18 protein-coding genes are annotated in these 21,643 nt (G+C 73.2%); 11 read left to right on the top strand and 7 right to left on the bottom strand.

Going from position 1 to position 21,643, the window contains the following annotated elements:
• Positions 1-189 precede the first annotated feature (189 nt).
• Positions 190-1,242 carry a septation protein SepH gene (sepH, locus tag ACFVYX_RS12990; protein WP_389681386.1) on the top strand — a complete coding sequence of 351 codons (1,053 nt, stop codon included), beginning with the start codon at positions 190-192 and terminating at the stop codon, positions 1,240-1,242.
• 97 nt (positions 1,243-1,339) lie between these two features.
• Here sepH and ACFVYX_RS12995 read toward each other — a convergent pair whose 3' ends face one another.
• A complete protein-coding gene (locus ACFVYX_RS12995; RefSeq protein ID WP_389681387.1) occupies positions 1,340-2,167 on the bottom strand; it encodes a sulfurtransferase in 828 nt (275 codons plus the stop codon).
• Between the two features lie 170 nt (positions 2,168-2,337).
• On the opposite strand from ACFVYX_RS12995, the gene ACFVYX_RS13000 reads away from it, so the two are divergent.
• Positions 2,338-3,132, top strand: coding sequence for a VOC family protein (locus ACFVYX_RS13000; RefSeq protein ID WP_389681388.1), 795 nt, complete (start codon positions 2,338-2,340; stop codon positions 3,130-3,132).
• Between the two features lie 188 nt (positions 3,133-3,320).
• Here ACFVYX_RS13000 and ACFVYX_RS13005 read toward each other — a convergent pair whose 3' ends face one another.
• From ACFVYX_RS13005 to ACFVYX_RS13025, 5 genes are all read right to left on the bottom strand, one after another.
• On the bottom strand, positions 3,321-4,754 hold the full coding sequence (locus ACFVYX_RS13005) for a polysialyltransferase family glycosyltransferase (protein WP_389681389.1): 1,434 nt from the start codon (positions 4,752-4,754) through the stop codon (positions 3,321-3,323).
• Between the two features lie 3 nt (positions 4,755-4,757).
• Positions 4,758-5,723, bottom strand: coding sequence for a glycosyltransferase family 2 protein (locus tag ACFVYX_RS13010; RefSeq protein ID WP_389681390.1), 966 nt, complete (start codon positions 5,721-5,723; stop codon positions 4,758-4,760).
• Positions 5,724-5,886: 163 nt separating this feature from the next.
• On the bottom strand, positions 5,887-8,421 hold the full coding sequence (locus ACFVYX_RS13015; protein WP_389681391.1) for a YfhO family protein: 2,535 nt from the start codon (positions 8,419-8,421) through the stop codon (positions 5,887-5,889).
• Between the two features lie 255 nt (positions 8,422-8,676).
• On the bottom strand, positions 8,677-9,294 hold the full coding sequence (locus ACFVYX_RS13020; RefSeq protein WP_389681392.1) for an isochorismatase family protein: 618 nt from the start codon (positions 9,292-9,294) through the stop codon (positions 8,677-8,679).
• Positions 9,295-9,344: 50 nt separating this feature from the next.
• Positions 9,345-10,265 carry an MBL fold metallo-hydrolase gene (locus ACFVYX_RS13025; protein ID WP_389681393.1) on the bottom strand — a complete coding sequence of 307 codons (921 nt, stop codon included), beginning with the start codon at positions 10,263-10,265 and terminating at the stop codon, positions 9,345-9,347.
• 186 nt (positions 10,266-10,451) lie between these two features.
• Here ACFVYX_RS13025 and ACFVYX_RS13030 point away from each other — a divergent pair, with 186 nt between their 5' ends.
• Positions 10,452-11,135 carry a TetR/AcrR family transcriptional regulator gene (locus ACFVYX_RS13030; protein ID WP_389681394.1) on the top strand — a complete coding sequence of 228 codons (684 nt, stop codon included), beginning with the start codon at positions 10,452-10,454 and terminating at the stop codon, positions 11,133-11,135.
• Positions 11,136-11,159: 24 nt separating this feature from the next.
• On the opposite strand, the gene ACFVYX_RS13035 is transcribed toward ACFVYX_RS13030, so the two are convergent.
• A complete protein-coding gene (locus tag ACFVYX_RS13035) occupies positions 11,160-12,080 on the bottom strand; it encodes a LysR family transcriptional regulator (protein WP_389681395.1) in 921 nt (306 codons plus the stop codon).
• A gap of 72 nt (positions 12,081-12,152) precedes the next feature.
• Here ACFVYX_RS13035 and dapA point away from each other — a divergent pair, with 72 nt between their 5' ends.
• The 8 genes from dapA to ACFVYX_RS13075 all read left to right on the top strand — a co-directional run bounded on the left by dapA (position 12,153) and on the right by ACFVYX_RS13075 (position 21,605).
• Positions 12,153-13,052 (top strand): 4-hydroxy-tetrahydrodipicolinate synthase, encoded by a 900-nt coding sequence (gene dapA, locus ACFVYX_RS13040; RefSeq protein WP_389681396.1) that lies wholly within the window; start codon positions 12,153-12,155, stop codon positions 13,050-13,052.
• A gap of 217 nt (positions 13,053-13,269) precedes the next feature.
• Positions 13,270-14,283, top strand: coding sequence for an FkbO/Hyg5 family chorismatase (locus ACFVYX_RS13045; protein ID WP_389681397.1), 1,014 nt, complete (start codon positions 13,270-13,272; stop codon positions 14,281-14,283).
• 82 nt (positions 14,284-14,365) lie between these two features.
• Positions 14,366-15,589, top strand: coding sequence for an aminotransferase class I/II-fold pyridoxal phosphate-dependent enzyme (locus ACFVYX_RS13050; RefSeq protein ID WP_389681398.1), 1,224 nt, complete (start codon positions 14,366-14,368; stop codon positions 15,587-15,589).
• Positions 15,586-16,746 carry a 3-hydroxybenzoate 6-monooxygenase gene (locus tag ACFVYX_RS13055; RefSeq protein WP_389681399.1) on the top strand — a complete coding sequence of 387 codons (1,161 nt, stop codon included), beginning with the start codon at positions 15,586-15,588 and terminating at the stop codon, positions 16,744-16,746. Before ACFVYX_RS13050 ends, ACFVYX_RS13055 begins: the two co-directional genes overlap by 4 nt.
• Before the next feature lie 44 nt (positions 16,747-16,790).
• The gene (gtdA, locus tag ACFVYX_RS13060; RefSeq protein WP_389681400.1) at positions 16,791-17,819 is read left to right on the top strand and encodes a gentisate 1,2-dioxygenase; all 1,029 of its coding nucleotides are present in this window, start codon (positions 16,791-16,793) and stop codon (positions 17,817-17,819) included.
• 74 nt (positions 17,820-17,893) lie between these two features.
• A complete protein-coding gene (locus ACFVYX_RS13065) occupies positions 17,894-19,105 on the top strand; it encodes an ATP-grasp domain-containing protein (protein WP_389681401.1) in 1,212 nt (403 codons plus the stop codon).
• Entirely contained in the window at positions 19,102-20,367 is a 1,266-nt protein-coding gene (locus tag ACFVYX_RS13070; RefSeq protein ID WP_389681402.1) for an ATP-grasp domain-containing protein, read from the top strand. Before ACFVYX_RS13065 ends, ACFVYX_RS13070 begins: the two co-directional genes overlap by 4 nt.
• Positions 20,367-21,605 carry an MFS transporter gene (locus tag ACFVYX_RS13075; protein WP_389681403.1) on the top strand — a complete coding sequence of 413 codons (1,239 nt, stop codon included), beginning with the start codon at positions 20,367-20,369 and terminating at the stop codon, positions 21,603-21,605. The genes ACFVYX_RS13070 and ACFVYX_RS13075 overlap by 1 nt, the downstream gene beginning before the upstream one ends.
• Positions 21,606-21,643: the final 38 nt, after the last annotated feature.

Raw genomic sequence — 21,643 nt, forward strand, 5'->3', positions numbered from 1 at the left:
TGCACAGAGTGACCGCCTGTCACTCCGGGTAGCCAACAGGTCACCGTGTCATAACGGCGTTCCAGGGTCCACGCCCGACACGCCGGGCAACTCGGCAAGGTAGTGGCAGGCTGCACCCGGGCAGGCCACACTCGACTAGCGGAAGCAGCGACGCACGTGACGTCGGCAGGCACCACCCGGGAGGTCCCCATGCCCGAACTGCGTGTCGTGGCCGTCTCCAACGACGGCACACGACTGGTGCTGAAGGCTGCTGACAGCACGGAGTACACACTTCCGATCGACGAGCGGCTCCGCGCCGCCGTGCGCAACGACCGCGCGCGCCTCGGCCAGATCGAGATCGAGGTGGAGAGCCACCTCCGCCCCCGCGACATCCAGGCACGGATACGAGCCGGTGCCTCCGCGGAGGAGGTCGCCCAGATGGCCGGCATCCCCGTCGACCGCGTGCGCCGCTTCGAGGGCCCCGTGCTCGCCGAGCGCGCCTTCATGGCCGAGCGGGCCCGCAAAACGCCGGTCCGCAGGCCCGGCGAGAACAGCGGCCCGCAGCTCGGCGAGGCGGTGCAGGAGCGGCTGCTGCTGCGCGGCGCCGAGAAGGACACCGTGCAGTGGGACTCCTGGCGGCGTGACGACGGCACCTGGGAGGTGCTGCTCGTCTACCGGGTCGCGGGCGAGGTCCACACGGCCAGCTGGACGTACGACCCGCCCCGGCGGCTCGTCCAGGCCGTCGACGACGAGGCACGGGCCCTGATCGGCGAGACGGACGACACGATCGCCGCCGCGCCGGAACCTAGCTTCCCCTTCGTGCCGCGCATCGCACGGCTGCCCCGGGACAGGCCGCTCGACCGCGCCCTGGACCGCCAGATCGACCGGCCGGACCGGCCCGACCGCCAGCTGGAGCGGGCGTCCGCGTCCGCCGAGCCGGAGGAGGAGCGCGACTCGCTGACCAGCCTCCTGGAGGCGGTGCCGAGCTTCCGCGGCGACATGGTCGTGCCCGAGCAGCCGGCGGACTCGGAGCCCTCGGAAGAGGCCGAGGCGGAGGAGCCGCCGGCCCCGGCCGCCTCGGCGGGCGCGGGCTCCGCGTACGCCGACGTCCTGATGCCGCGCGCCGTCTCCGGTCACCGCGACCGGCTCACGGGGACCACGGACCGCCAGGCCGAGGCGGACGGCGTCCGTCCCGGCCGCCGGGCGGCCGTGCCCAGCTGGGACGAGATCGTCTTCGGCACGCGGCGGAAGAAGCAGGACTGACGGCGGAAGCCATGACCGCGTCGTAGTCGTAGTCGTACGGGGAAGGGGCCCGCACCGGATCGGTGCGGGCCCCTTCCCTTCTTGCGCTTCCTTCGCTCTACCGCGGCTCGGGGCCCGTGGCCACCGGGCGGGCGGGGTCGGAGGACCACTCCGACCAGGAGCCCGCGTACAGGGCCGCGGGGACGCCGGCGATCTCCAGGGCCAGGACCTCATGGGCACCGGAGACACCGGAGCCGCAGTAGACCCCGACCGGGGTCCCCTCGGCCGCGCCCAGGGCGGCGAACCGGTCCCTCAGCGCGCCGGCCTCCAGGAAACGCCCCTCCGCGTCGACGTTCTCCGTCGTCGGGGCCGAGACCGCGCCCGGGATGTGGCCGCCCACCCGGTCGATCGGCTCCACGTCCCCGCGGTACCGCTCGGCCGCACGCGCGTCCAGGAGCAGCCCCGCGCGGGCGAGGGCCGCCGCACCGTCGGCGTCGAGCAGACCGAGCGCGCCCGGCTCCGGCCGGAAGTCGCCGGGCTCCGGCGCGGGTGCCTTCTCCGTGAGCTCCCCGGGCCAGGCCGCGAGGCCCCCGTCGAGGACCCGTACGTCCGGGTGCCCCGCCCAGCGGAGCAGCCACCAGGCGCGGGCCGCTGCCCAGCCGAGGCCTCCGTCGTAGACGACGACCGGCGTGTCCGCCGAGACACCCGCCCGGCGCATCGCCGCCCCGAAGACCTCCGGGTCGGGGAGCGGGTGCCGTCCGCCGCCTCCGGCCGGGCCCGCCAGTTCCGTGTCCAGGTCGACGTAGACCGCGCCGGGGAGGTGCCCGGCCTCGTACGCGGGCCGGCCGGGCGGGCCGCCCAGCGTCCAGCGGACGTCCAGGAGGACCGGCGGCCGGGGCCCGGCCGACTCGCTCAGCAGTTCGCTTGCGGAGATGATGGGCTTCATGGGGCCATCCTCGCGCAGCCGCACGGCCGCGGAGGGCGAACCCGGCGTCCTTCGCGCGTCAGCACCGCGGGATCACGCCACTCGTTGGTGGGACCGGTGCGCGCCGGGGCCCCGTCGGTGTCACCATCGGACAGGCACGGGCACGACGACGGTCCGAGGAGAGAGTCACGATGACCGAGGCGACTCGGCGCACACCCGGCACACCTTGTTGGGTGAGCCTGATGGTGCACGGGCTTGACGCCACGCTGGAGTTCTACAACGCGCTCTTCGGCTGGGACTTCGTGCCCGGGCCGCAGCAGCTCGGCCCGTACGTGCGGGCACTCCTTGAGGGCAAGGAGGTCGCGGGCATCGGCCGGCTGCCGCCCGACCGGCATCTGCGGATCGCCTGGACGCCCTATCTGGCCACCTCCGACGCCGACGAGACCGCCGAGAGCATCCGGGGCTGCGGCGGCACCGTGGCGGTGGGCCCGCTCGACGCGGGCGAGGCCGGCCGTCTCGCGATCTGCTCCGACCCGACGGGCGCGGTCTTCGGCGTCTGGCAGGCGGAGGCGCACCACGGCACGGCGACGGCCGGCCCGCCCGGGACCCCGGTGTGGAACGAGCTCCTCACGTACGAGACGTCGGTCGGCAAGTTCTACCGGACGGTCTTCGGCTACGAGGTGGAGCCGGTCGTGTCCGCCGACCAGGACTACGCGACGCTCCATGTGGACGGGCTCCCGGTGGCCTCCCTGCACGGCGTGGGCAACGCGCTGCCCCGGGACCGGGGCCCGCACTGGATGACGTACTTCGAGGTCGCCGACACGGACGCGGCCGCGCGGCTCGTCGTGGAGCTCGGCGGTCATGTGCTGCGCCCGCCGCGCGAGGGCACGGCGGGGCGGCTCGCCCAGGTGGCGGACCCGGAGGGCGCGGTCTTCACCCTGGTCAGGTCCGCCCCGAGGGACGACGGGGCCCACGTGGTGATGTAGGGCCGCGTGGTGAGGTACGGCTCGGGTGGCGACGTGGGGCCCGCGGGGTGACATGGAGCGGGCGTGGTGCGCTCACCCGCCCCTGGCGCGACGTTGTGGGCGGGCCCGGCCTCCGGGGGCGCTGTGCGGCCCCCCAGAGCCCGCTCCGGGCCGCCCTCCGGCCCGCTCAGCCCCGCCCCTCCGGCCGCTCAGCCCCGCTTCGACCGTACGAGGCCCCGGCCGAGCCGGAAGGACGTGGCGCCCTGTACCGGGGGCTCCGTTCCGCCCGGGAGGCCCAGCTGGGTCAGCCGTTCGGCGGTGAAGTGGTGGGCGACGCCGGGGTCGGCGTGGTGCGCGGCCAGGAAGCCGGCGGCCTCCTCCCGCATCCCCGGGTGGCTCTTGTGCCGCATGCAGTAGCCGACGGCGCGGACCAGGGGGGTGAGCGAGTCGGGCGCGGACCCGGGGACCGCGGGCTCCTCTCCCGCCTCCAGATCGGCGAGCAGGTGGTCGACGACCGTGAGCGGGATCCGGTTGCTGTTCTCGAAGGGGGTGAGCCGTTCGAGGACCTCGACCGTGCCCACGCGCGCGACGGGGACGCCGTAGTAGACGGCGGCGGTGAACATCGCCGTGGAGAAGCAGCCGACGACGAGCCGGAGCGTGCACCGCTCGTAGAACGTCTCGGCGAGCAGCGGCCCGTCGAGGACGGTGAGCCGTACGCCGGAGCGTTCCGCCTCCTCGTGGAGGAGCTGGGAGTAGCTCGCCGGTGCGCTGGGGTGCGGCTTGAAGACGATCGAGCGGTGTCCTGCCGCCGCCGCCCCGCGCAGCATCCGCACGTGGAGCTCCTCTTCCTCCTCCGCGGTGAGCAGGTTGAGTGCGGCGAGGTACTGGCCGAGGAGCAGTGCCGTGGGTCCGGCGGCTGCCGCCCGCGCGATGTCCGGGTCGTCGGCGGCCTCCTCGGCGATCTCGGCGAGGACCGCGCGGAAGGCGTCGTCGGGGACGAGCTCGGGCTCGACACCGTACTCGCTCAGGAGGAGGGGCCGCAGGCCCGGCACCAGGTCGAGGTGGAGGACCCGCCGGATGCGGCAGGCGATCGACTGCGCGAGGTCGGTGCGGGTCGGGCCGTAGCTCATGAGGCCGTCCGCGTAGACGTGGAGGGCGCTCTCGGGGAAGGTGCCGGCCAGCGCCTTGGCGGGGTTGACCTGGATGGATTCGACGATGAGTTCCACCGGAGCGGTGCCCAGGTCCCACGCCGTGCGGAGCACGCGCTGCCAGAGCGGTGCCTCCTCGGGGCGCGGGGCCCAGGCGGCGGGGTGGTACGGGTGGATCGTCTCGTTCCAGTCGAGGGTGCCGTCGAAGCGGGCGGCGATCCGCTCGTACCCCGTCATGGTCTCCAGACGGAGCGCAGTCTCGGGGATCTCGGCGTTCCGGGAGATCAGCAGGAGCCGGCGGGCGCCCTCGCGGGGGCCGAACTGCCCGGCGTCGAGGGAGGCGGCGAGGGTGGCCGCGCCGTACAGGGTGGACACCTGGAAGATCTGGACCGGCCGCGGGTCGGTGACCGGGGCGGCGGGCGGCACGGGGACGGCTACCGGTGACGTGGCCCGTCCGGCGGCCGTGTCAGGGGTCTGGGCCTCTTCGGGAGCCATGGGTCAGGCGGTCCTTCCGGTGTCGCGCAGGCTCCGGAGGAGGGTGCTGCGGGGCGTGTCCATGGTGGCCAGGGTCTCGTCGAGGACGTGCTGCGGCATCCGGTGCAGCGCGTCGCCGACGTCGGCGCGGAGCCGCTCGGCGACAGCGGGCTCGTACTTGCCGGCCTTGCCCATGTGGAAGGCGATCATCGCGCAGTAGGTGCGGACCGCTTTCGGGAGGAACCGGTCGGCCTCCGCGTCGCGGGAGACGTCGTCGAGCAGGGTGTCGTACGAGGGAATGAAGTCCAGCTGCCGGTTGTCGGTGATCTGGGTGAGCGAGGTGGTGACGCCCCGGCGGTAGAAGACCCCGTGCAGGGAAAGCGCGGCGAAGGTACGGGCCTTGAGGTGGAGCCGCCAGACCCAGAGGCGGTCCTCGGCCGTTCTCAGGGAGGTGTCGAAACGCGAGGAGCCGTTCTCGAAGAGGCGGGCGCTGTAGATACCGAAGGGCACGAACGGATAGTCCACCATCGTCACCATGCTGGCGGGCGAGATTCCGTCCCTTGGGTCCATCACCGTGTCGCGGAGCTTGGCGGGGGCGTATCGGATCTGCCTTTTCCGGCCCTCCGAGAGGACGTGGTCGGTACGGGCGAAATCGCAGCCCAGCCGGTCCATCGCGGCGACGGCGGAGGCGAGGTGGCCCGGCGCGTACCAGTCGTCGCCGTCGAGGAAGGTGAGGTACTCGCCGCGTGCCGCGTCGATTCCCGTGTTCCGTGCCTGGGCGACGCCGCGATTCGTCTCGTGCCGGATGACGGTGGCGTTCGGCAGACGGTCGCGCCAGCGGTCGAGGATTTCCGGGGTGTCGTCCGTCGAGCAGTCGTCGACCAGCAGGAACTCGAATTCCGGATCCGCGTTGTTCGCGAGACTGCGCAGGGTGTCGGGCGCGTATGCCCCGACATTGTGGAACGGTACGACGACGGACAGTTTCGGCACTCGGAATCCCCATACTGAATCGAACAATTAAACGCCGCTACGGCGGGCACAGTAACGCTCCCGATCTCCGGGCGAACGATCCGCGCGTGCACTCCGGGTGAACTCTTGCCGTCCCCCGTGGAAAGTCCGCGGCGTCGCCGTCCCCGTCCGCGCGCAGTCCGTCTCACCGGCGGGCCCGGCGGTGGAGGACCGCTGTCACAGCCAGGGCGAGGAGCGCGGCCGCGCCGGCCGCGCCGCCGAGGCGGAGCCCCGGTGGCCGGAAGGAACACGTGACCGTGGTCGCCCCTCCGTCGAGCGGAACGGCGATGAGCCCCTCGTACGCGCGCGCGGGCCGTGGTTCCGCCTCACCGGCGGCGCAGCGCCAGCCGGAGACGCGGGGTACGGCGAGCACGGCGAACCCCCTGCTGCCCGGCGGCAGTTCGGCCGTGACGGTGTGTCCGGTGGTGCGCACGCGGGTCGCGCCGGTCGCGGTCAACTGCCGTACGGCGGAGTCGAGCCGGTCCCGGAGCAGACAGCCGACCGGCCGGCGGGGCAGCCGCGGCGTGGCCGCCGGGGTCAGTTCCACCCGCACGTCCCCGGACGCGGGCACGGTGCCGAGGGCTTGCATGGGGGCGCGGACAGCGGGCGGCCTGCCGTCGAAGTCCACCGACCACTCCCCGAGGAGCGCCGCCGTGCCCTTGTACTCGGGCGCCCAGAACCAGACCTGGGACCCCGCCGGGCAGCGGGCGGTGAGGGTGCGTCCGGTGCGGGCGACGGCCGGCAGCTCGTACACCTCGGCGCCGAGGAGGCGTTCCTGCTCCGCGAAGGCCGAGTTCCCGGGGCGTGTGCCCCGCCGGTCCGGTGCGCGGACGGTGACCAGCGGCGGTACGGGGGTGGTGGTGACGGAGACCGTGGCGCGCGGCGCCGCGTCCTGCCGCAGCGGCTCCGTGGGCCGCGAACGGACACGCGTACCGATGGAGAACAGGGCGTCGGTCACCGGGTTGTCGAGGGTGACCGGATGCCGGCCCTTCGCGTAGTGGCCGAAGCCGAGGTCCGTCAGGGTGCGGGAGGTCACCTCGGCGGTGAGGCTGCTGTAGTAGTCGGGGCCCTGGCCGCCGACGATCAACACGTCGTTGCCGCCGGGGACTTCTCCGGGGTCCGTGCGGTGCCGGGGCCAGGCGTCGGCGCGGGCCACCTCCTCGGCCACGGCCGTGTGCCAGGGGCCGAGCCGGGGGGACCAGGCGACCTCGCCGCGCTGCCGCTCCTCGATCCGCTTGCCGGTGACGGCAGTCTCGCCCGCCTGCGCGAGGACGAGCAGGGCCACGGCGAGGGCGGGCAGTACGCGCGCGGTGTTCCGGCGCCCGTTCCGCAGCGCGAGGAGAACGGCGGCGAGCACCAGGGCCCCGGCCACCGCGAAGGTGGGATACGTCCAGCGGTCGATGTCCACGCTCCCCCGGGCAGCCCAGGCCAGGAGCCCGAGCAGGGCGCCGCCCGCGAGGAGCGCGGCCGGCCGGGGCACGCCCCGGGCCGCCGAGAACCAGGCGGCGATCAGCAGCAGCCCGCACAGGACGAAGGTCTGACGGTACGGAGCGCCGTTCGGTGACGCGCCGGCGTGCCAGAGGAGATGGGTCGGCTCCCACTGGAGGGAGAGCGTCACCAGGACGGTCGCGGCCGACCAGAACGCCCGGACGCGCGGGGTGACGGCCCGGTTGAACGGCAGGGTGAGGGCGAGGGCGAGCGCGGGCGTACCGATGAACAGGGCGGGGCTGTCGACGTCTGCGGTGGCCGGCAGGAAGCGGGCGAGGACGTCCGTCCAGGCGACGGGCTCGAAGGTGGTCTCCGGGGTGGGGTCGGCGCCCCTGGTGGCGAGGAAGACGACCGTGACGAGCGGGGCGGCGAGACCGATGCCGATGAGGACACCTCGCGCGGCGCGCAGCGCCCCGGCGAGGCGCTGCCGGGCGGTGGCCGTCTCCTCGGCGGTGAGGAGCCGTACGACGAGGACCACGGCGGCGCCGAGGGTGGCCATGTAGGCGGTGTAGAAGTTGGCGGTCCAGGCCAGCGCGACGACGAGGGGGCCGAGGACGGGGCGGCGCGCGGTGCGGGCCCACTCCCCGACCAGGCAGAGCAGCGGGAAGGCGACGAGCCCGTCGAGCCACATCGGGACGGAGGCGCCGAGGTTGAAGGTCCAGCCGGAGAGGGCGTACGCGGTGCCGAGCACGGCGGCGACCGGCCAGGGGCCGGGGCGCAGTCGCGGGAGCAGCAGCGCCATCGCCGCTCCGGCCGTGGTGATCTTGGCGGCGGTGACGGCGTACAGGGCGAGTTCGGCGTGGTCCGCCGGGAAGAACACGACGAGCAGCCCGAAGGGGCTGCTCAGATAGGTGCCGATGTCGCCGAGGAAGTTGGAGCCGAAGCCGGAGTTCCAGTTGAGGAACGCGTCGCCGTGGGTGTCGCCGAGGAGGAAGGCCCGCCAGTACGCGTGGAACGGCAGGTACTGCTGGCCGAGGTCGACGGTGTTCCTGGTCACCGGGCCGAAGGGGTGACTGCGGGAGAGCCGGGTCGCGAGGCAGAACAGCACGGCGGTGAGCAGCGCGGCGGAGAGCGGGCCGGCGACGGCCGGGGAACGGGGGCCGCGCGCCGGGCCGCCGGGGCGGGGCGGGGCGCCGCCCGCCCCCTCCTCGCCGTCGACCTCGTCGAGCACGGTCTCGGCGGCGGGGGGCACACGTCCTCCAGGGGCACATGGAACGGGGAGCGCCCGGAGTGACGCGTCACGGGCCGACCGCCATTACCGCCGAGACGGGCGACCCGCAACCGATCATCAGGCGGTCTTCCGGTACACCTCGGGTGAACTCCCGGTGCCGGCGGGCCGGATGGGGTCAGCCGGCCGGTGTCGGCGGACCGGATGGGGTCAGCCGGCCGGTGCCGGGGCGTCCGCCCACTGGCCGGGTGGTGCCCGCGCGTCCGCCGGGTGGCCGGGTCAGCCGGCCGGTGTCGGGGCGACGAGGTCGTCGACCGTGCGGGCCACCGTGCCGAACAGGTCGGCGACCGTCGTCAGGCTCGCGGCCGCCAGCGTGTCCGAGGGGAGCACGGTGCCGTCGGGCGCCGTCAGGGAGCGGGTCGCGGTGGCCTCGGCGACCACGGTCGGGCGGTAGCCGCGGTGGAAGGCGCCCTGCGCGGTGAAGAGGACGCACATGTGCGTCATGAACCCGGCGATGACCAGGTCTCCGCCGGCCCCGAGGTCCTTCAGGGCGTCTTCGAGGTCCGTGGCGTGGAAGGCGTCGGGGAACTGCTTGACGACGACCTTCTCCCCCTCGGCCGGGGCGACCTCCCCGCTGATCGCGCCGATCTCCGCGCGGATGTCGTAGGGCGTGCCCTCGCCGCCGTCGTTGACGACGTGGACGACGGGGGCGCCCGCGGCACGGGCGGCGGCGAGCAGGCGCGCGCCGGCGGCGACGGCCTGCTCGGCCTCGTCGAGCCGCATGACGCCGGTGCGGTAGGTGTTCTGGAAGTCGATCATGATCAGGGTCGAGTCGCCCAGGCGCGGCAGCTCCTGGGGCAGGCCGATCACATCGCGCAGGGTGGGGGACGGGGTCATGGCGGGTTCCTTTCGCGGAGGGTGAAGGGGTGCGGGGAGGGAAGCGGCGCTCACGAGAGGCTCTTCTCGGCGCCGTCCGGTGCGAGGTCGACGAGCTTGCCCTCGACGCCCTCGTCCTGGAACGCCTTCACAAGGGAGCGCATGTCCTCGGAGTAGATGTTCCAGCTGTCGGTGTGCACCGGGACGACCTTGCGGGGGTCGAGGTACGCGGCGACCTGGGCCGCGCGCTCGGAGGTCAGGGTCAGCGGGGCGTTGTCGAGGATGGCGGGGGTGCGGGCGGCGCCGGCGAAGAGGACGGCCGTGTCGATGGGGCCGATCTCCTTCCTGACGCGGTCGCCGACCTGCCGGGCGACCTCGACCGAGGCGTTGTCACCGGAGATGTAGGTGGTGGGGACGCCCCGGCCGCTGAGGACGAAGCCGGTGACCTCGCCGTCCGCGCCGCGGTCCACGCCGTCGGGTCCGTGGAGGGCGGGGACGGCCGTGACCGTGACGGTGCCGCCGGCCGCCGTCAGTTCGTGGGAGTCCCAGCTCCTCATGCCGGTGACGTGGTCGCCGAGACGCTTCCGCGCGCCGGGGGTGGAGAGAACGACGGGTACGTCCGCGAGCAGGGCGCGGCCCGTGTCGTCGAGGTTGTCGTCGTGCTGGTCGTGCGAGAGCAGTACGGCGTCGATCTCGCCGAGCCGGTCGACGCCGAAGGCCGGTGCCCGGAGCTTCTCCAGGCCGCTCTTGTACCTCTTCGGCGCGTCGAAGGTGGGGTCGAGCAGGATGCGCAGGCCTCCGACCTCCAGGATCGTGGTCGGCCCGCCGATGTGCGTGGCGGTGAACGCGGGGGTGGCGGCCTTCGTGGCGGGGGCGGTCGACGGGGAGTCGGCGGCGTCCTCCTCGTTGCCCCCGCAGGCGGTGAGGAGGGTCAGGCTCACGGTGGCCGCGACGGCACCCGTGGCGGCGCGACGGAACGTCGAACGGTTCATGGAGGAACACCAGCTCTCTCGTGGCGGACGGTCGGACGCCCCGGAGGCGGCCGGCCCCCGAGGCGTATCAACGCTAACACGACTCGTAAGCAGTGATTACATACCGAGCGGGTGAGCCCCTGAGGCCCCCGCCCCGGACGGCGATACACCCAGGTCCGCCGTGTTAGCGCTGTTATCGTGGGGGCCATGTCGACGGCCCGAGAGCGCATCCTGGAAGCCACCGGGGAACTGCTCGCCACCAAGGACGCCCTGGCGATCTCGACCCGCGCCATCTGCGACCGGGCGAAGGTCGGCATGCCCGAGATCTACCGCCAGTTCGGCGACAAGCAGGGGCTGCTCACGGCGGCGGCCGACATCGGTTTCGAGCGGTTCCTCGCCGCCAAGCGGCAAAACCCGCTCACCGACGACCCGGTGGCGGATCTGCGTACGGCCTGGGACAGCCATGTCGCGTTCGCGCTGCGCAACCCGCACCTCTACCGCCTGATGTTCACGCCGACGGGCGACGCCAAGCCGCGGGCGATCACGGAGGCCCAGGCGATCCTGCTGACGGCGGTGGAGCGCTGCCGGGACGCCGGGCGGCTGCGCACGGCCCCCGGGCTCGCGGGTCAGTCGATCCTCGCCGCCAACGTGGGCGTCTGCATGATGGCGCTCTCCTTCCCCGACCTCTTCGGGGACGCGGCGGTCTCGCACGCGGTACGTGACGCCGTGATCGGGAAGGTCACGGGCGACGAGGGAGAGGACACGCGGATCGGGACCGCCACCGTCCTCGCGCAGGCCCTCGTCGGCACCCTCACGGGGACGGCGGCCGTGAGCGGGCCGGCCCTCGAAGAGCTGGCCGGCGCGCTCAGGCCGCCGTCGGACCCGCGCTGACCTCCCGCGGCTTCGGGCCCGGTCTCACGCGTCCGTGGCCGTGAGCCCCTCGGGCAGCACGTCGAGCAGAGCACCGATGAACGCGTTGATCGCGGGCTTGGCCGACCCGCCGACCCGGAACGCGACGGAGCTGCGCCGCAGCAGCGGGAGCGGCGTCACCATGGCGCCCTCCGGCAGCGCCTGGGCGCTCAGTTCGGGCACGATGGCCACGCCCGCGCCCGCCGCGACAAGCCGCAGGGTGGTGGTGTAGTCGTCCACCCGGTGCCACGAGGAGACGTGGAAGCCGTTGGTCTCGCACAGCCGTACCACCACGGTGTGGCACAGGGTCCCCGGTGCGGGGAGGATCCACGGCGCGTCCCTCCACCTGCGTACCGGATCTTCCGTCTCGTCGATCTTCCAGCCGAGCTCCGAGGGGTCGGACGGGGTGGCGAGGAGCATCCGCTCGGTGAAGATCGGCCTGCTGTGGATGCCCGGCTCCACGGGAGGCAGCAGCCCCTCGTAGGAGTGCAGCAGTGCCAGGTCCAACTGGCCGCCGCGCAGGGCGTTGGAGGCGTCGGAGGGGTCGATCTCCTGGATCCACGGCTCGAGCCTCGGGTGGGAGCGGCGCAGTGCCGCGAAGATGCCGGCCGCCAGGGACCCTGCCGCCGACGGGTAGATGCCCACGCGCAGCGGGCCCGCGACCCCCTTGCCCTCCATGAGTTCGGCCTCGGCCGTCTCCAGGTGCTCCAGGATCACCTCGGCGTGACGCACCAGGTTCACGCCGGCCGGGGTGAGGACCACACGCCTGCCGGTGCGTTCGAGGAGGCTCACTCCCGTCTTCCGTTCCAGTGCCGACAGCTGCTGGGAGACAGCGGAGGGGGTGTAGGCGAGTACGTCGGCGACTGCGGCGATCGTCCCTCTATGGGCGAGCTCACGCAGGAGGCGCAATTGGTGCAGGTTGAGCATCAGCCCAGCTTACGAGTGTCATCAGGAATCCCCAATGGACGCCCGGGGGAGGACGGGGCCAAGATCGAATACATGGGAAGAAACAAGCTTTCGAGCGGAGTTCACATCCCGCTCATCACACCGTTCACCCCCGCCGGTGACGTCGCTCTGGAGTCACTGGAGAGCCTGGCCCACGAACTCCTCACCGACGGAGCCGCCGGCCTCGTGGCACTCGGCACGACCGCCGAGGTGGCGACCCTGAGCCCCGCCGAGAAGGCGAGCGTCGTCGAGGTGGTCGCCCGGGTCTGCCGCGAACGCGGTGCGCCCCTGATGATCGGCGCGGGGAGCAACGACACCGCGGCCAGTCTGGAGGCGCTCACCGCCCTCAAGGCGGTCCCGGAGGCGGGCTCGGCGCTGGCGCTCGTGCCGTACTTCACGCGCCCCTCCGAGGCGGGGGTGGTCGCCCACTTCACGGAGCTGGCGTCCGCCTCCCCCGTACCGATCGTGATCTACCACATCCCGTACCGCACAGGTCAGGACCTCAGCGCGCAGGCGCTGCGCCGGCTCGGCGCGCTGCCGGGCATCGCGGGCGTCAAGTACGCGGCGGGCGGCATCACCGCCGCCACCGTCGAGCTGATGGCCGATCTGCCGGACGGCTTCGCCGTGATGGCCGGCGACGACGCCTTCTTCTCGCCCCTCCTCGCGATGGGCGCCCACGGCGGCATCCTGGCCTCGGCGCACCTGGCCACCGGCGCGTTCGCCGATCTGGTCAGGACCTGGCACGCGGGAGACGCGGTCACGGCCGCGGCACTCGGCCACCGGCTCGCGAAGCTGTCCGCCGCGCTGTTCACCGAGCCCAACCCCACGGTGATCAAGGGCGTGCTGCACGCCCAGGGCCGTATCCCCTCCGCCGCCGTCCGGCTGCCGCTGCTGCCGGCCGGTCCCGACGCGGTCGCGGACGCGCTGAGCGCCCACGACGCGCTCGGCCTCTGAAACGCCCGCCCGCGGAGGGCGGTTGCGACGGGTGAGCGGGCGCCCCGCTCGCTCACCCCCATGTCACCCACGTTCCATCCCGGACCGATCGCCGTGCGTATCGCCCCACAAGGGCGTCGCCCTCATCCCGGCGTCATCGGCCCGGTGCACCAACCTGTCTGTTTCCGGTCCGGCGGGAAGACCCCCGCCGTCCGGTGTCGAAAAGAGCATGATGAAAATGAACAAGATCGACTGCGATTTCCACTACGAGGGCGAACGGGCCGAGACCGCCGCGGGGAGGCACGTCCTCGGCCGTGTCGTCTTCGGCGAGGCCACGGCCGCCCCCACCGTGCGGGACGGGGTCCCGGAGATCGGCCTGCACATGGCCTCCCCGGGATTCGACAGCTTCACCGAGGTCTGGAGCACGGACGCCCCGGCGGAGACCGGCGAGCACCGCGGGCTGGTCTACGCCCACGACGGCGAGTACCTGTTCTGCGCGGGCGTCATCCCCGAGGGCGCGACGTACCGGGAGCCGACCCGGGAGGCGTACGAGGCCGCCTTCGAGGTGATGGACCGACTCGACTACCGCCATGTCTTCCGGATGTGGAACTTCATCGGCGGGATCAACTCCGACAACTCCGAGGGCCTGGAGATCTACCGGGACTTCTGCGTCGGACGTGCGGAGGCGTTCGAGGCGAAGCCCGAGCGGGTCACCTGCATGCCGGCGGCGACCGGGATCGGTTCGCGTGGCCGCGGCATCGCCTTCTTCTTCCTGGCCACCCGTACGGGGACGACCCAGAACATCGAGAACCGGCGCCAGGTGCCCGCGTTCGAGTACCCGCGGCAGTACGGCCCCAAGTCGCCGAGCTTCGCACGGGCGACCCGGCTCGTCCCGGCGGGCGAGGACGAGACGCGCGGCGCGGTCTACGTCTCCGGTACGGCGAGCATCACCGGCCACGAGACCCTGCACGCGGGCGACATCGACGCCCAGTGCGAGCTGACCCTGGACAACATCGCCCACCTCGTCGGCTCGGGCAATCTGCGGCTCGGTGGACTGGACGGCGGTCACGACCTGAAGGAGCTGCGCTGGGTCAAGGCGTACGTGCGGCACGAGGAGCACCTGCCGGCGGTGCGCGCGGCGTGCGCCGACGTGTTCCCGCCCCAGACGCACGTGGTGTTCCTGAACGTCGACGTCTGCCGCGACGACCTGCTGGTGGAGATCGAGGGCATCGTCCCCGCGCCGGAGTTCTGACGGCGGAGTCCTGACGTCCGGCCGGCCACACGGCCCGGCCACCTCCCCTCTCCGCCCCCACCGCAGAAGGAACGTCCGACCCGTGATCTCCACGAACCCCGCCGTGCCCGCCCTGGGCACGCATCCCTTCCCCCGGATCGCCGCCCTCCTCGACGGGATCGACCCCGTCCCCGGCGTCGCCCCGCTCGACCTCACCATCGGTGAACCCCGCTTCGCACCGCCGTCGTGGCTGGGCGAAGCCCTCGGCGCCCGGCAGGACCTGCTGGGCAAGTACCCGCCGAACCAGGGCCCCGAATGGTTCCGCCGCACCGCGGCCGACTGGCTGGAATCCCGTTTCGGCCTGACACCGGGCACCGTCGGTACGGACGCGGTCTTCCCCACCTCCGGCGCCCGTGAGGCGCTCTTCCAGCTGGGGCTCCTCGCCGACGCCACCGACGGCGACCGGCGCCTGCTCGCCATGCCCACCCCGCACTACGCGCCCTACCGCGCGGCCGCCGCGCTGTGCGGACTGCGGGCCTTCAACATGCCGGCCGGGGCGGCGAACGGCTACCTCCCCGACCTCGACCTGATCGACGAGGACCGCGGGCCGCGCACCGCCATGCTGATCCTCTGCACACCGAGCAATCCCGAGGGCGCCGTCGCCCCCGCCGCCTATCTGCGCCGGGCGATCACCCTGGCCAGGACGTACGGCTTCATCCTGGCCGTCGACGAGTGCTACTCCGAGATCTACCTGGGCGACGAGCCCACCGGTGCCCTGCGGGTCTGCCAGGACATGCACGAGGGCGACGGCGACCCGTTCCGCAACGTCCTCGTCGTCAACTCCCTCTCCAAGCGGTCCAGCGCGGCAGGCCTGCGCACCGGGATCGTGGCGGGCGACCGCGCGCTGATCGCCGACTTCATCGCGCTTCGCTCCTACATCGGAGGCACCACCCCCCTGCCGAACCTCGCCGCCGCCGCCCGGCTGCTGTCCGACGAGACACACGTCAAGGCCGTGAGGGAGAGCTACCGGGACACCTTCGCCGCCGCCGACCAGGTCCTGGCGGGCGTCCCCGGCTACCGGAAGCCCGAGGCCGGGATGTTCCTGTGGCTGCGGGTCCGCGACGACGAGGAGGCAGCGGTGCGGGCGTGGCGCGACGCCGCGGTCCGCGGCGTGCCCGGCGGCTATCTGGGGCCCGCCGGCTGGGACGGCTCCCACCCGGGCAGGGGGCACCTGCGGCTCGCCATGGTGCACGGCGCGCAGGACACGGCCGCCGCGCTGACCCGGCTGGCGCCGGTGCTCCACGAGATCGGGGTGGCGTCCTCATGACTCCCGTGATCGTCGCGGGCGGCGGCATCGGCGGTCTCGCCGCCGCCCTCGGTCTGGCCCGCGCGGGCCGGCCGGTCGTGGTCCTCGAACGCAGCGGGGAGTTCCGCGAGCTCGGGGCCGGAATCCAGCTCGGCCCCAACGCCTTCCGGGCGCTGACCCGGCTCGGCGTCGGCGAACTTCCCTACGACTGCGCGGTGTTCATCGAGGAGCTCCGCGTCATGGACGCGGTCGGAGGGGGCCCGCTGGCCCGCCTCTCGCTGGGTGAGACCTTCCGGCGGCGGTTCGGCGCCCCGTACGCGGTGGTCCACCGCGGCGAGCTGCACCGCGCCCTCCTCGACACGTGCCGGGAGGCCGGTGTCGTCCTGCGGCCGGGCTGCGCCGTGGAGCGGTACGAGCAGGACGACACCGGCGTCCGGGTGTTCCTCGCCGGAGGCGAGCACCTGGACGGGGCCGCGCTCGTCGGTGCGGACGGCCTGCACTCCGCGGTGCGGCGGCAACTCGCGGGAGACGGCCCGCCCGTGGTGTCCGGTCACGTCACCTACCGCTCGCTCATCCCCGCCGACCGCATGCCGGCGGCGCTGAGGCTGCCGGCCGCGGTGCTGTGGGCGGGACCCCGCTGCCACCTCGTGCACTATCCGCTGGTCGGCGGCGCGTACTACAACGCGGTCATCACCCGCGACAGCGGGGCGACCGAGGCCGTGGCCGGTGAGCCGGTCGGCGACGCCGAGGTGGCCCGGGAGTTCGCCGCCGTGTGCGGCGACGCACGCTCGCTCGTCGAGGCCGGCGGCGACTGGCGGCGCTGGGTGCTCTGCGACCGGCCGCCCCTGCGGGACTGGCAGGACGGACGCGTGGTGCTGCTCGGCGACGCGGCCCACCCCATGCTGCAGTACGCGGCCCAGGGCGCCTGCATGGCGCTTGAGGACGCCGCCTGCCTCAGCGACCACGTCGGCGGCGCGTCCGCCGACCCCACCGAGGCGTTCGCCCGCTACGTGGCCGACCGCCGGGAACGTACGGCACGGGTGCAGACCGTCTCCCGCCGGCTCGGCAAGGAGCTCTACCACCCGCAGGGACAGGCCGCCGAGGCCCGCGACGCCATGATCACCGCGCTCGACGAGGCCGCCCTGCACCACGAGATGTCCTGGCTGTACGAGCACTGAGCTCCGGCAGGACCCCTTCGTCCACTCCCCACAGGAGACACCTGATGAGTCTCGACGCGTACTACGACCGCATCGGCGAACACCACCTCGCCGCACTGTGGACCCGTCTCTCCCACCTGATCACCCCCCAGCCGCGCAGCGACTGCCGCGCCCACCGCTGGCGCTACGCGGACGTGCGGCCGGCCCTGCTCGCGGCGGGCGAGGTCATCACCGCCGAGGAGGCCGAGCGGCGGGTCCTGATACTGGAGAACCCGGGCCTGCCCGGCAGTTCGAAGGTCACCACCTCGCTCTACGCCGGGATGCAGCTGGTCCTGCCCGGCGAGATCGCCCCGAGCCACCGGCACAGCCAGTCCGCGCTGCGCGTCATCGTCGAGGGCAGCGGGGCGTACTCCGTGGTCGGCGGCGAGCGGGTGGCCATGGAGCGCGGGGACCTGGTGCTGACCCGCCCGATGACCTGGCACGACCACGGAAGCGAGGGGGACGGCCCGACCATCTGGCTGGACGCCCTCGACATCCCGCTGGTCGGCTTCTTCGACGCCTCCTTCCTGGAGCGCTCCCCCGAGGCGGCGCGCGCGGTGACCCGCCCGGACGGGGACTCCCTCACCCGGTACGGCGCCGCCCTGCTCCCCGTGGGCAGCCGGCCCGGCGGCAACGCCTCCCCGATCACCTCCTACCCGTACGCCCGGACCCGTGAGGTCCTCACCCGGCTCGCGAAGACCGACGCCCCGGACCCCTGGCACGGCGTCAAGGTGGCCTTCACCAACCCGCTCACCGGCGGCGACGTCCTCCCGACGATGTCCGCCTGGGCCCAGCTCCTCCCCTCCGGCTGGCACTCCGCCGCCTACCGCTCCACCGACGCGACCGTCCTGCTCGTGATCGAGGGGCGTGGCCGCACCCGCATCGGCGACCAGGTCCTCGACTGGGAGGCCGGTGACGTCGTCGTCGTGCCGAGCTGGTCCTGGGTGCGCCACGAGGCCGACGAGGAGTCGGTGCTCATGAGCTACTCCGACCAGGCCGCGCAGCGGGCCCTCGGCCTGTGGCGCGAGGAGCGGCGGAGCGACAGCCCGGAATGACCCGGAAGCCGACGGAACCGCACGACCACGAACCCCCACACCCCCGGCCCCGGCCGGATGAAAGGCCCTCAGCGATGAATGTCCTTCTCGTGCACGTCAAGAAGAACCTGCTGCCCGACCGTGTCCGCACCGCCCCGGAGATCGGCCACCTCACGGTCATCACCGAGCCCGGTCACGCCCAGCGGTACGGCCCCGAGGTCGACGTCCGCCTCATCGACGACGTACAGGATCCCGAGGCGCTGCGGCTCGCGGTCCTGCGGGTGCTGCGGGACCGGCGGATCGACCGGATCTTCGCCCCGTTCGAGCTCGGCCAGGCGCAGACGGGGTACGTCCGCACCTACTTCGGCATCCCGGGCACCGGCGCCGAGGTCGCCCACGCCTTCTCCAGCAAGTACGCGATGAAGCAGCTGATGCGCCGGGCCGGGCTGCCGGTGGCGGACTTCCGGCTCGCCGCGGGCCTCGACCAGGTGGCCGAGGCGGCTGCCGAGCTCGGCTGGCCGGTGGTGGCCAAGCCCATGATCGGCGGCGGGTCCATCGACGTGTGCGTGCTCCGTGGCCCTGAGGAGTTCGAGGCGTTCGCCGCATCGGCGCAGGCCGGCCCGATCCGGGCGCTGCGGGTGCCGCTGGTCGTCGAGAAGTTCGTGGAGATGACCGCCGAGTACCACTGCGACGGTGTGGTGAAGGACGGAGAGGTCGTCTTCGCCGCCTCCTCCCGCTACCTGGTGCCGGTCCTCGACCACGGCGCGATGTTCGGCTCGGCGACGCTCCCGGCCGGCGACCCGGTGCGGGAGCGCATGGAGGAGCTGCACGCCCGCGCGGTCGCCGCCCTCGGACTCGTCGACGGCGTCACGCACATGGAGTTCTTCGGGACGGCCGACGGGCTGGTCGCCGGGGAGATCGCCTGCCGGCCGGCCGGCGGCGGCATCCCGGACGCGCTGGCGCTGCACACCGGTGTCGACGTCTGGCAGTCCTGCCTGCTCCTCGCCCTGGGCCTGGAACCGAAGGTGGACCCCGTACCCGAGCACGGTGTGACGGCCCACTGCTATCTGCCGCTGACACCCGGCCGGATCGTCGCCATGACGGGGGCCGAGGAACTTCTGGCGCTGCCGTCGGTCGTCGGCGTGACGATGCTCCGCGAGGTCGGCGAGACCGTGCCCGAGCGCCTCAACTCCGCCGCCGCGAGCGGCCTCGTCTTCCTGCGGGCGGACTCCGCCGAGGAGGCCGAGGCGGCCGTGGCTCGCGTGTACGAGACCTTCCGCATCGAGATCGAGGCGGCGCAGCGGTGAACTACCTCATCCTGAACCGCAGTGCCCTGGCCATCCGCCCGTACCGCGAGTGGATCGGCGAGGGCCACCGGCTCGTCCTCCTCACGGACGCCCGCGCGCTGAGCGCCGACGACACCGTCCGGGCGGAGCAGCTCGCCTCCTTCGACGAGACGGTCGCACTCGCCGAGTACCACGACAGCGTCGCGGTGGAGCGCGAAGCGCTGCGCCTGCACGCCGAGTTCGGCTTCGACGAGATCATCGCCCTGTCCGAGTTCGACCTGCTGCGCGCCGCCCGGCTGCGGGAGCTCCTGGAGCTTCCCGGCCAGACGGAGCGGAGCGCGGCCGCCTTCCGCGACAAGCTGGTGATGAAGGACCTGCTCGCGGCTGCGGGCGTCCCCCTGGCGCCGTACGCGGCGGTGCCGGACGCCACCTCGCTGGTCCGTTTCACCCGTGAACACGGCTTCCCCGTCGTGGTCAAGCCACGCCGCGGCGGCGGCTCCATGGGCGTCGAAGTCCTCCACGACGAGAACGAACTCTGGGACTACGCCACCCGCTTCCCCGGCCTCGGCACAGACGACCCCTCCCCGCTCCTCGTCGAAAGCTACGTCGAACACGAGCTCTTCCACATCGACGGCCTCCTCGTCGACGGAGAGATCCAGCTCATATGGCCGTCCTCCCAGGGCACCACCACCTGCCTCGGCATGCTCGAAGGCCAGATGCTCCACAGCGCCATGCTCGACGCCGACGACCCCCGCCTCGACGACCTGCGCACACTCACCACCACCGCCCTCGACACCCTCCCCACACCCCCCACCACCATCTTCCACGCCGAAATCTTCGGCACCCCCGACGGACTCCTCTTCAACGAGATCGCCTGCCGCATGGCCGGCGGCCGCATCGAGGAACAGATCCGCCTCGGCTTCGGCGTCCACCTCCCCAAGCTCTACGTCCGCGCCCTCACCGGCCACCCACTCCCCCGCATCCCCACCGAACCCGCCAGAATCGGCGGACTCGCCCTCTTCCCACCCCGCCCCGGCCTCCTCCACGCCGTCCCCGGCGAATGCCGCATCCCCGGCATCAGCAGCTTCACGGTGTCGGTGGCGGCGGGGACCCGTCTGGGCCCCGCGCACGCCAGTGTGGACAACTTCGCCTCGGCGCTCGCCGTGGGCGCGACCCGGGCCGAGGTCGAGCAGGCCGTCGACCGGCTCAGGACGTGGGTCGAGGCGGAGACCGTCATCGAATCCGAGCCCGAACCCGGCACCGAAGCGACGGGGAGCAAGTAGTGCGTGAGACCTTCGCCCTCGTCCGTAAGACCCCCGGCTGTCTGCTGCTGCTGTTCGGGAACTTCGCGATCACCTTCGGCAGCAATCTGGTGCTGCCGTACCTGGCGGTCTACCTCACCCTTGAGCAGGGGGTCTCCCCCTGGGCCGTCGGTGCGGCGTTCACCGCCAAGCTCTGGGCCCAGCAGGGCCTGATGGTCTTCGGCGGTTCGATCGCCGACCGGATCGGCACCGTACCCACGATGTGCCTCGGCCTGCTGATGCGCGCGCTGTCGTACGTGCTGGTCGTCACCGCGGCCACCGACATCGGAGCCGTCGTCGCCTGCGGCCTCCTGGGCCTCGGCAGCGCCCTGTACATCCCGGCCGGCAAGGCGGCGCTCTCCCACCTGGTGGAGGGGCAGGCGGCGACCACGTCGATCTTCGCCCTGCGCAGCACCGCGAACAACGCGGGCACCGCCCTCGGCCCGCTGGCCGGCGGACTGCTCCTGCTGCTGGCCTCGCCGAGCCTCGGCTTCCTGGCCGCCTCCGCCCTGTTCCTCGTTCTGATCGTGCCGTTCTGGCAGCTGCGCCACCGGATCCCGCACACCCCGGCGCCGCCGGCCGCGGCGGGCACGGCGGTCGCCAAGCCCGGCATGTTCCAGGTGCTGCGCACCTGCCCGCGCATGATCTGGATCGTCGCGACCGCGGTCGTGTTCGGCTTCTGCTACGTGCAGATCGAGTACGCGATGCCGATCACCGCCGCCGAACAGGGCAAGGCGTTCGTCGGCGTCCTGTACACGGTGAACGCCGTGGCCGTCGTGCTCCTGCAGCTCGTGCTCTCCGCCCGGCTCGGCCGGCTGACGAACTCGGCGGCGGTCATCGCCCTCGGCCTCGGCGCGATGGCGGTCGGCTTCGGCCTCTTCGGCCAGGGCTCCGTCGCCTTCCTGCTGCTCGGCGTGGTGCTCTTCACCATCGGCGAGGTGATCGTCGACCCGAGGCTCGACGGCGAGGTCGCCCAGGCGGTCCCCGCCGCGCAGCGGGCCACCGCGTTCGGCATGGTCGGCCTCGGCATGGCGGTGGGCGGCACGCTCGCCAACGCCGCCGCGGCCTCCTCGTTCGGCCCGGCCCGGAACGGCTCCGGCTACTGGCTGCTGCTGCTCGCCGTCGCCGCGCTGCTCGCCCTGATCACCTGGGCCACGGCGCCCCGCCGCGCGGCCGCCGCCGCGTCCCCGGCGGGCCAGGAGGCGGGGGTGGCGGGCTGACCAGCGCCGCTCCCCTCCTCGCCGTCGCGCCCCGACCC

Origin of the sequence: Streptomyces sp. NPDC058326 (genome assembly GCF_042879855.1) — a bacterium.
GTDB lineage: Bacteria > Actinomycetota > Actinomycetes > Streptomycetales > Streptomycetaceae > Streptomyces.

Excerpts from the sequence above, each read along its gene's own strand:
- sepH (WP_389681386.1), top strand. The coding sequence starts at position 190 with ATGCCCGAACTGCGTGTCGTGGCCGTCTCCAACGACGGCACACGACTG.
- ACFVYX_RS12995 (WP_389681387.1), bottom strand. The coding sequence starts at position 2,167 with ATGAAGCCCATCATCTCCGCAAGCGAACTGCTGAGCGAGTCGGCCGGG.
- ACFVYX_RS13000 (WP_389681388.1), top strand. The coding sequence starts at position 2,338 with ATGACCGAGGCGACTCGGCGCACACCCGGCACACCTTGTTGGGTGAGC.
- ACFVYX_RS13005 (WP_389681389.1), bottom strand. The coding sequence starts at position 4,754 with ATGGCTCCCGAAGAGGCCCAGACCCCTGACACGGCCGCCGGACGGGCC.
- ACFVYX_RS13020 (WP_389681392.1), bottom strand. The coding sequence starts at position 9,294 with ATGACCCCGTCCCCCACCCTGCGCGATGTGATCGGCCTGCCCCAGGAG.
- ACFVYX_RS13025 (WP_389681393.1), bottom strand. The coding sequence starts at position 10,265 with ATGAACCGTTCGACGTTCCGTCGCGCCGCCACGGGTGCCGTCGCGGCC.
- ACFVYX_RS13030 (WP_389681394.1), top strand. The coding sequence starts at position 10,452 with ATGTCGACGGCCCGAGAGCGCATCCTGGAAGCCACCGGGGAACTGCTC.
- ACFVYX_RS13035 (WP_389681395.1), bottom strand. The coding sequence starts at position 12,080 with ATGCTCAACCTGCACCAATTGCGCCTCCTGCGTGAGCTCGCCCATAGA.
- dapA (WP_389681396.1), top strand. The coding sequence starts at position 12,153 with ATGGGAAGAAACAAGCTTTCGAGCGGAGTTCACATCCCGCTCATCACA.
- ACFVYX_RS13045 (WP_389681397.1), top strand. The coding sequence starts at position 13,270 with ATGAACAAGATCGACTGCGATTTCCACTACGAGGGCGAACGGGCCGAG.
- ACFVYX_RS13055 (WP_389681399.1), top strand. The coding sequence starts at position 15,586 with ATGACTCCCGTGATCGTCGCGGGCGGCGGCATCGGCGGTCTCGCCGCC.
- gtdA (WP_389681400.1), top strand. The coding sequence starts at position 16,791 with ATGAGTCTCGACGCGTACTACGACCGCATCGGCGAACACCACCTCGCC.
- ACFVYX_RS13065 (WP_389681401.1), top strand. The coding sequence starts at position 17,894 with ATGAATGTCCTTCTCGTGCACGTCAAGAAGAACCTGCTGCCCGACCGT.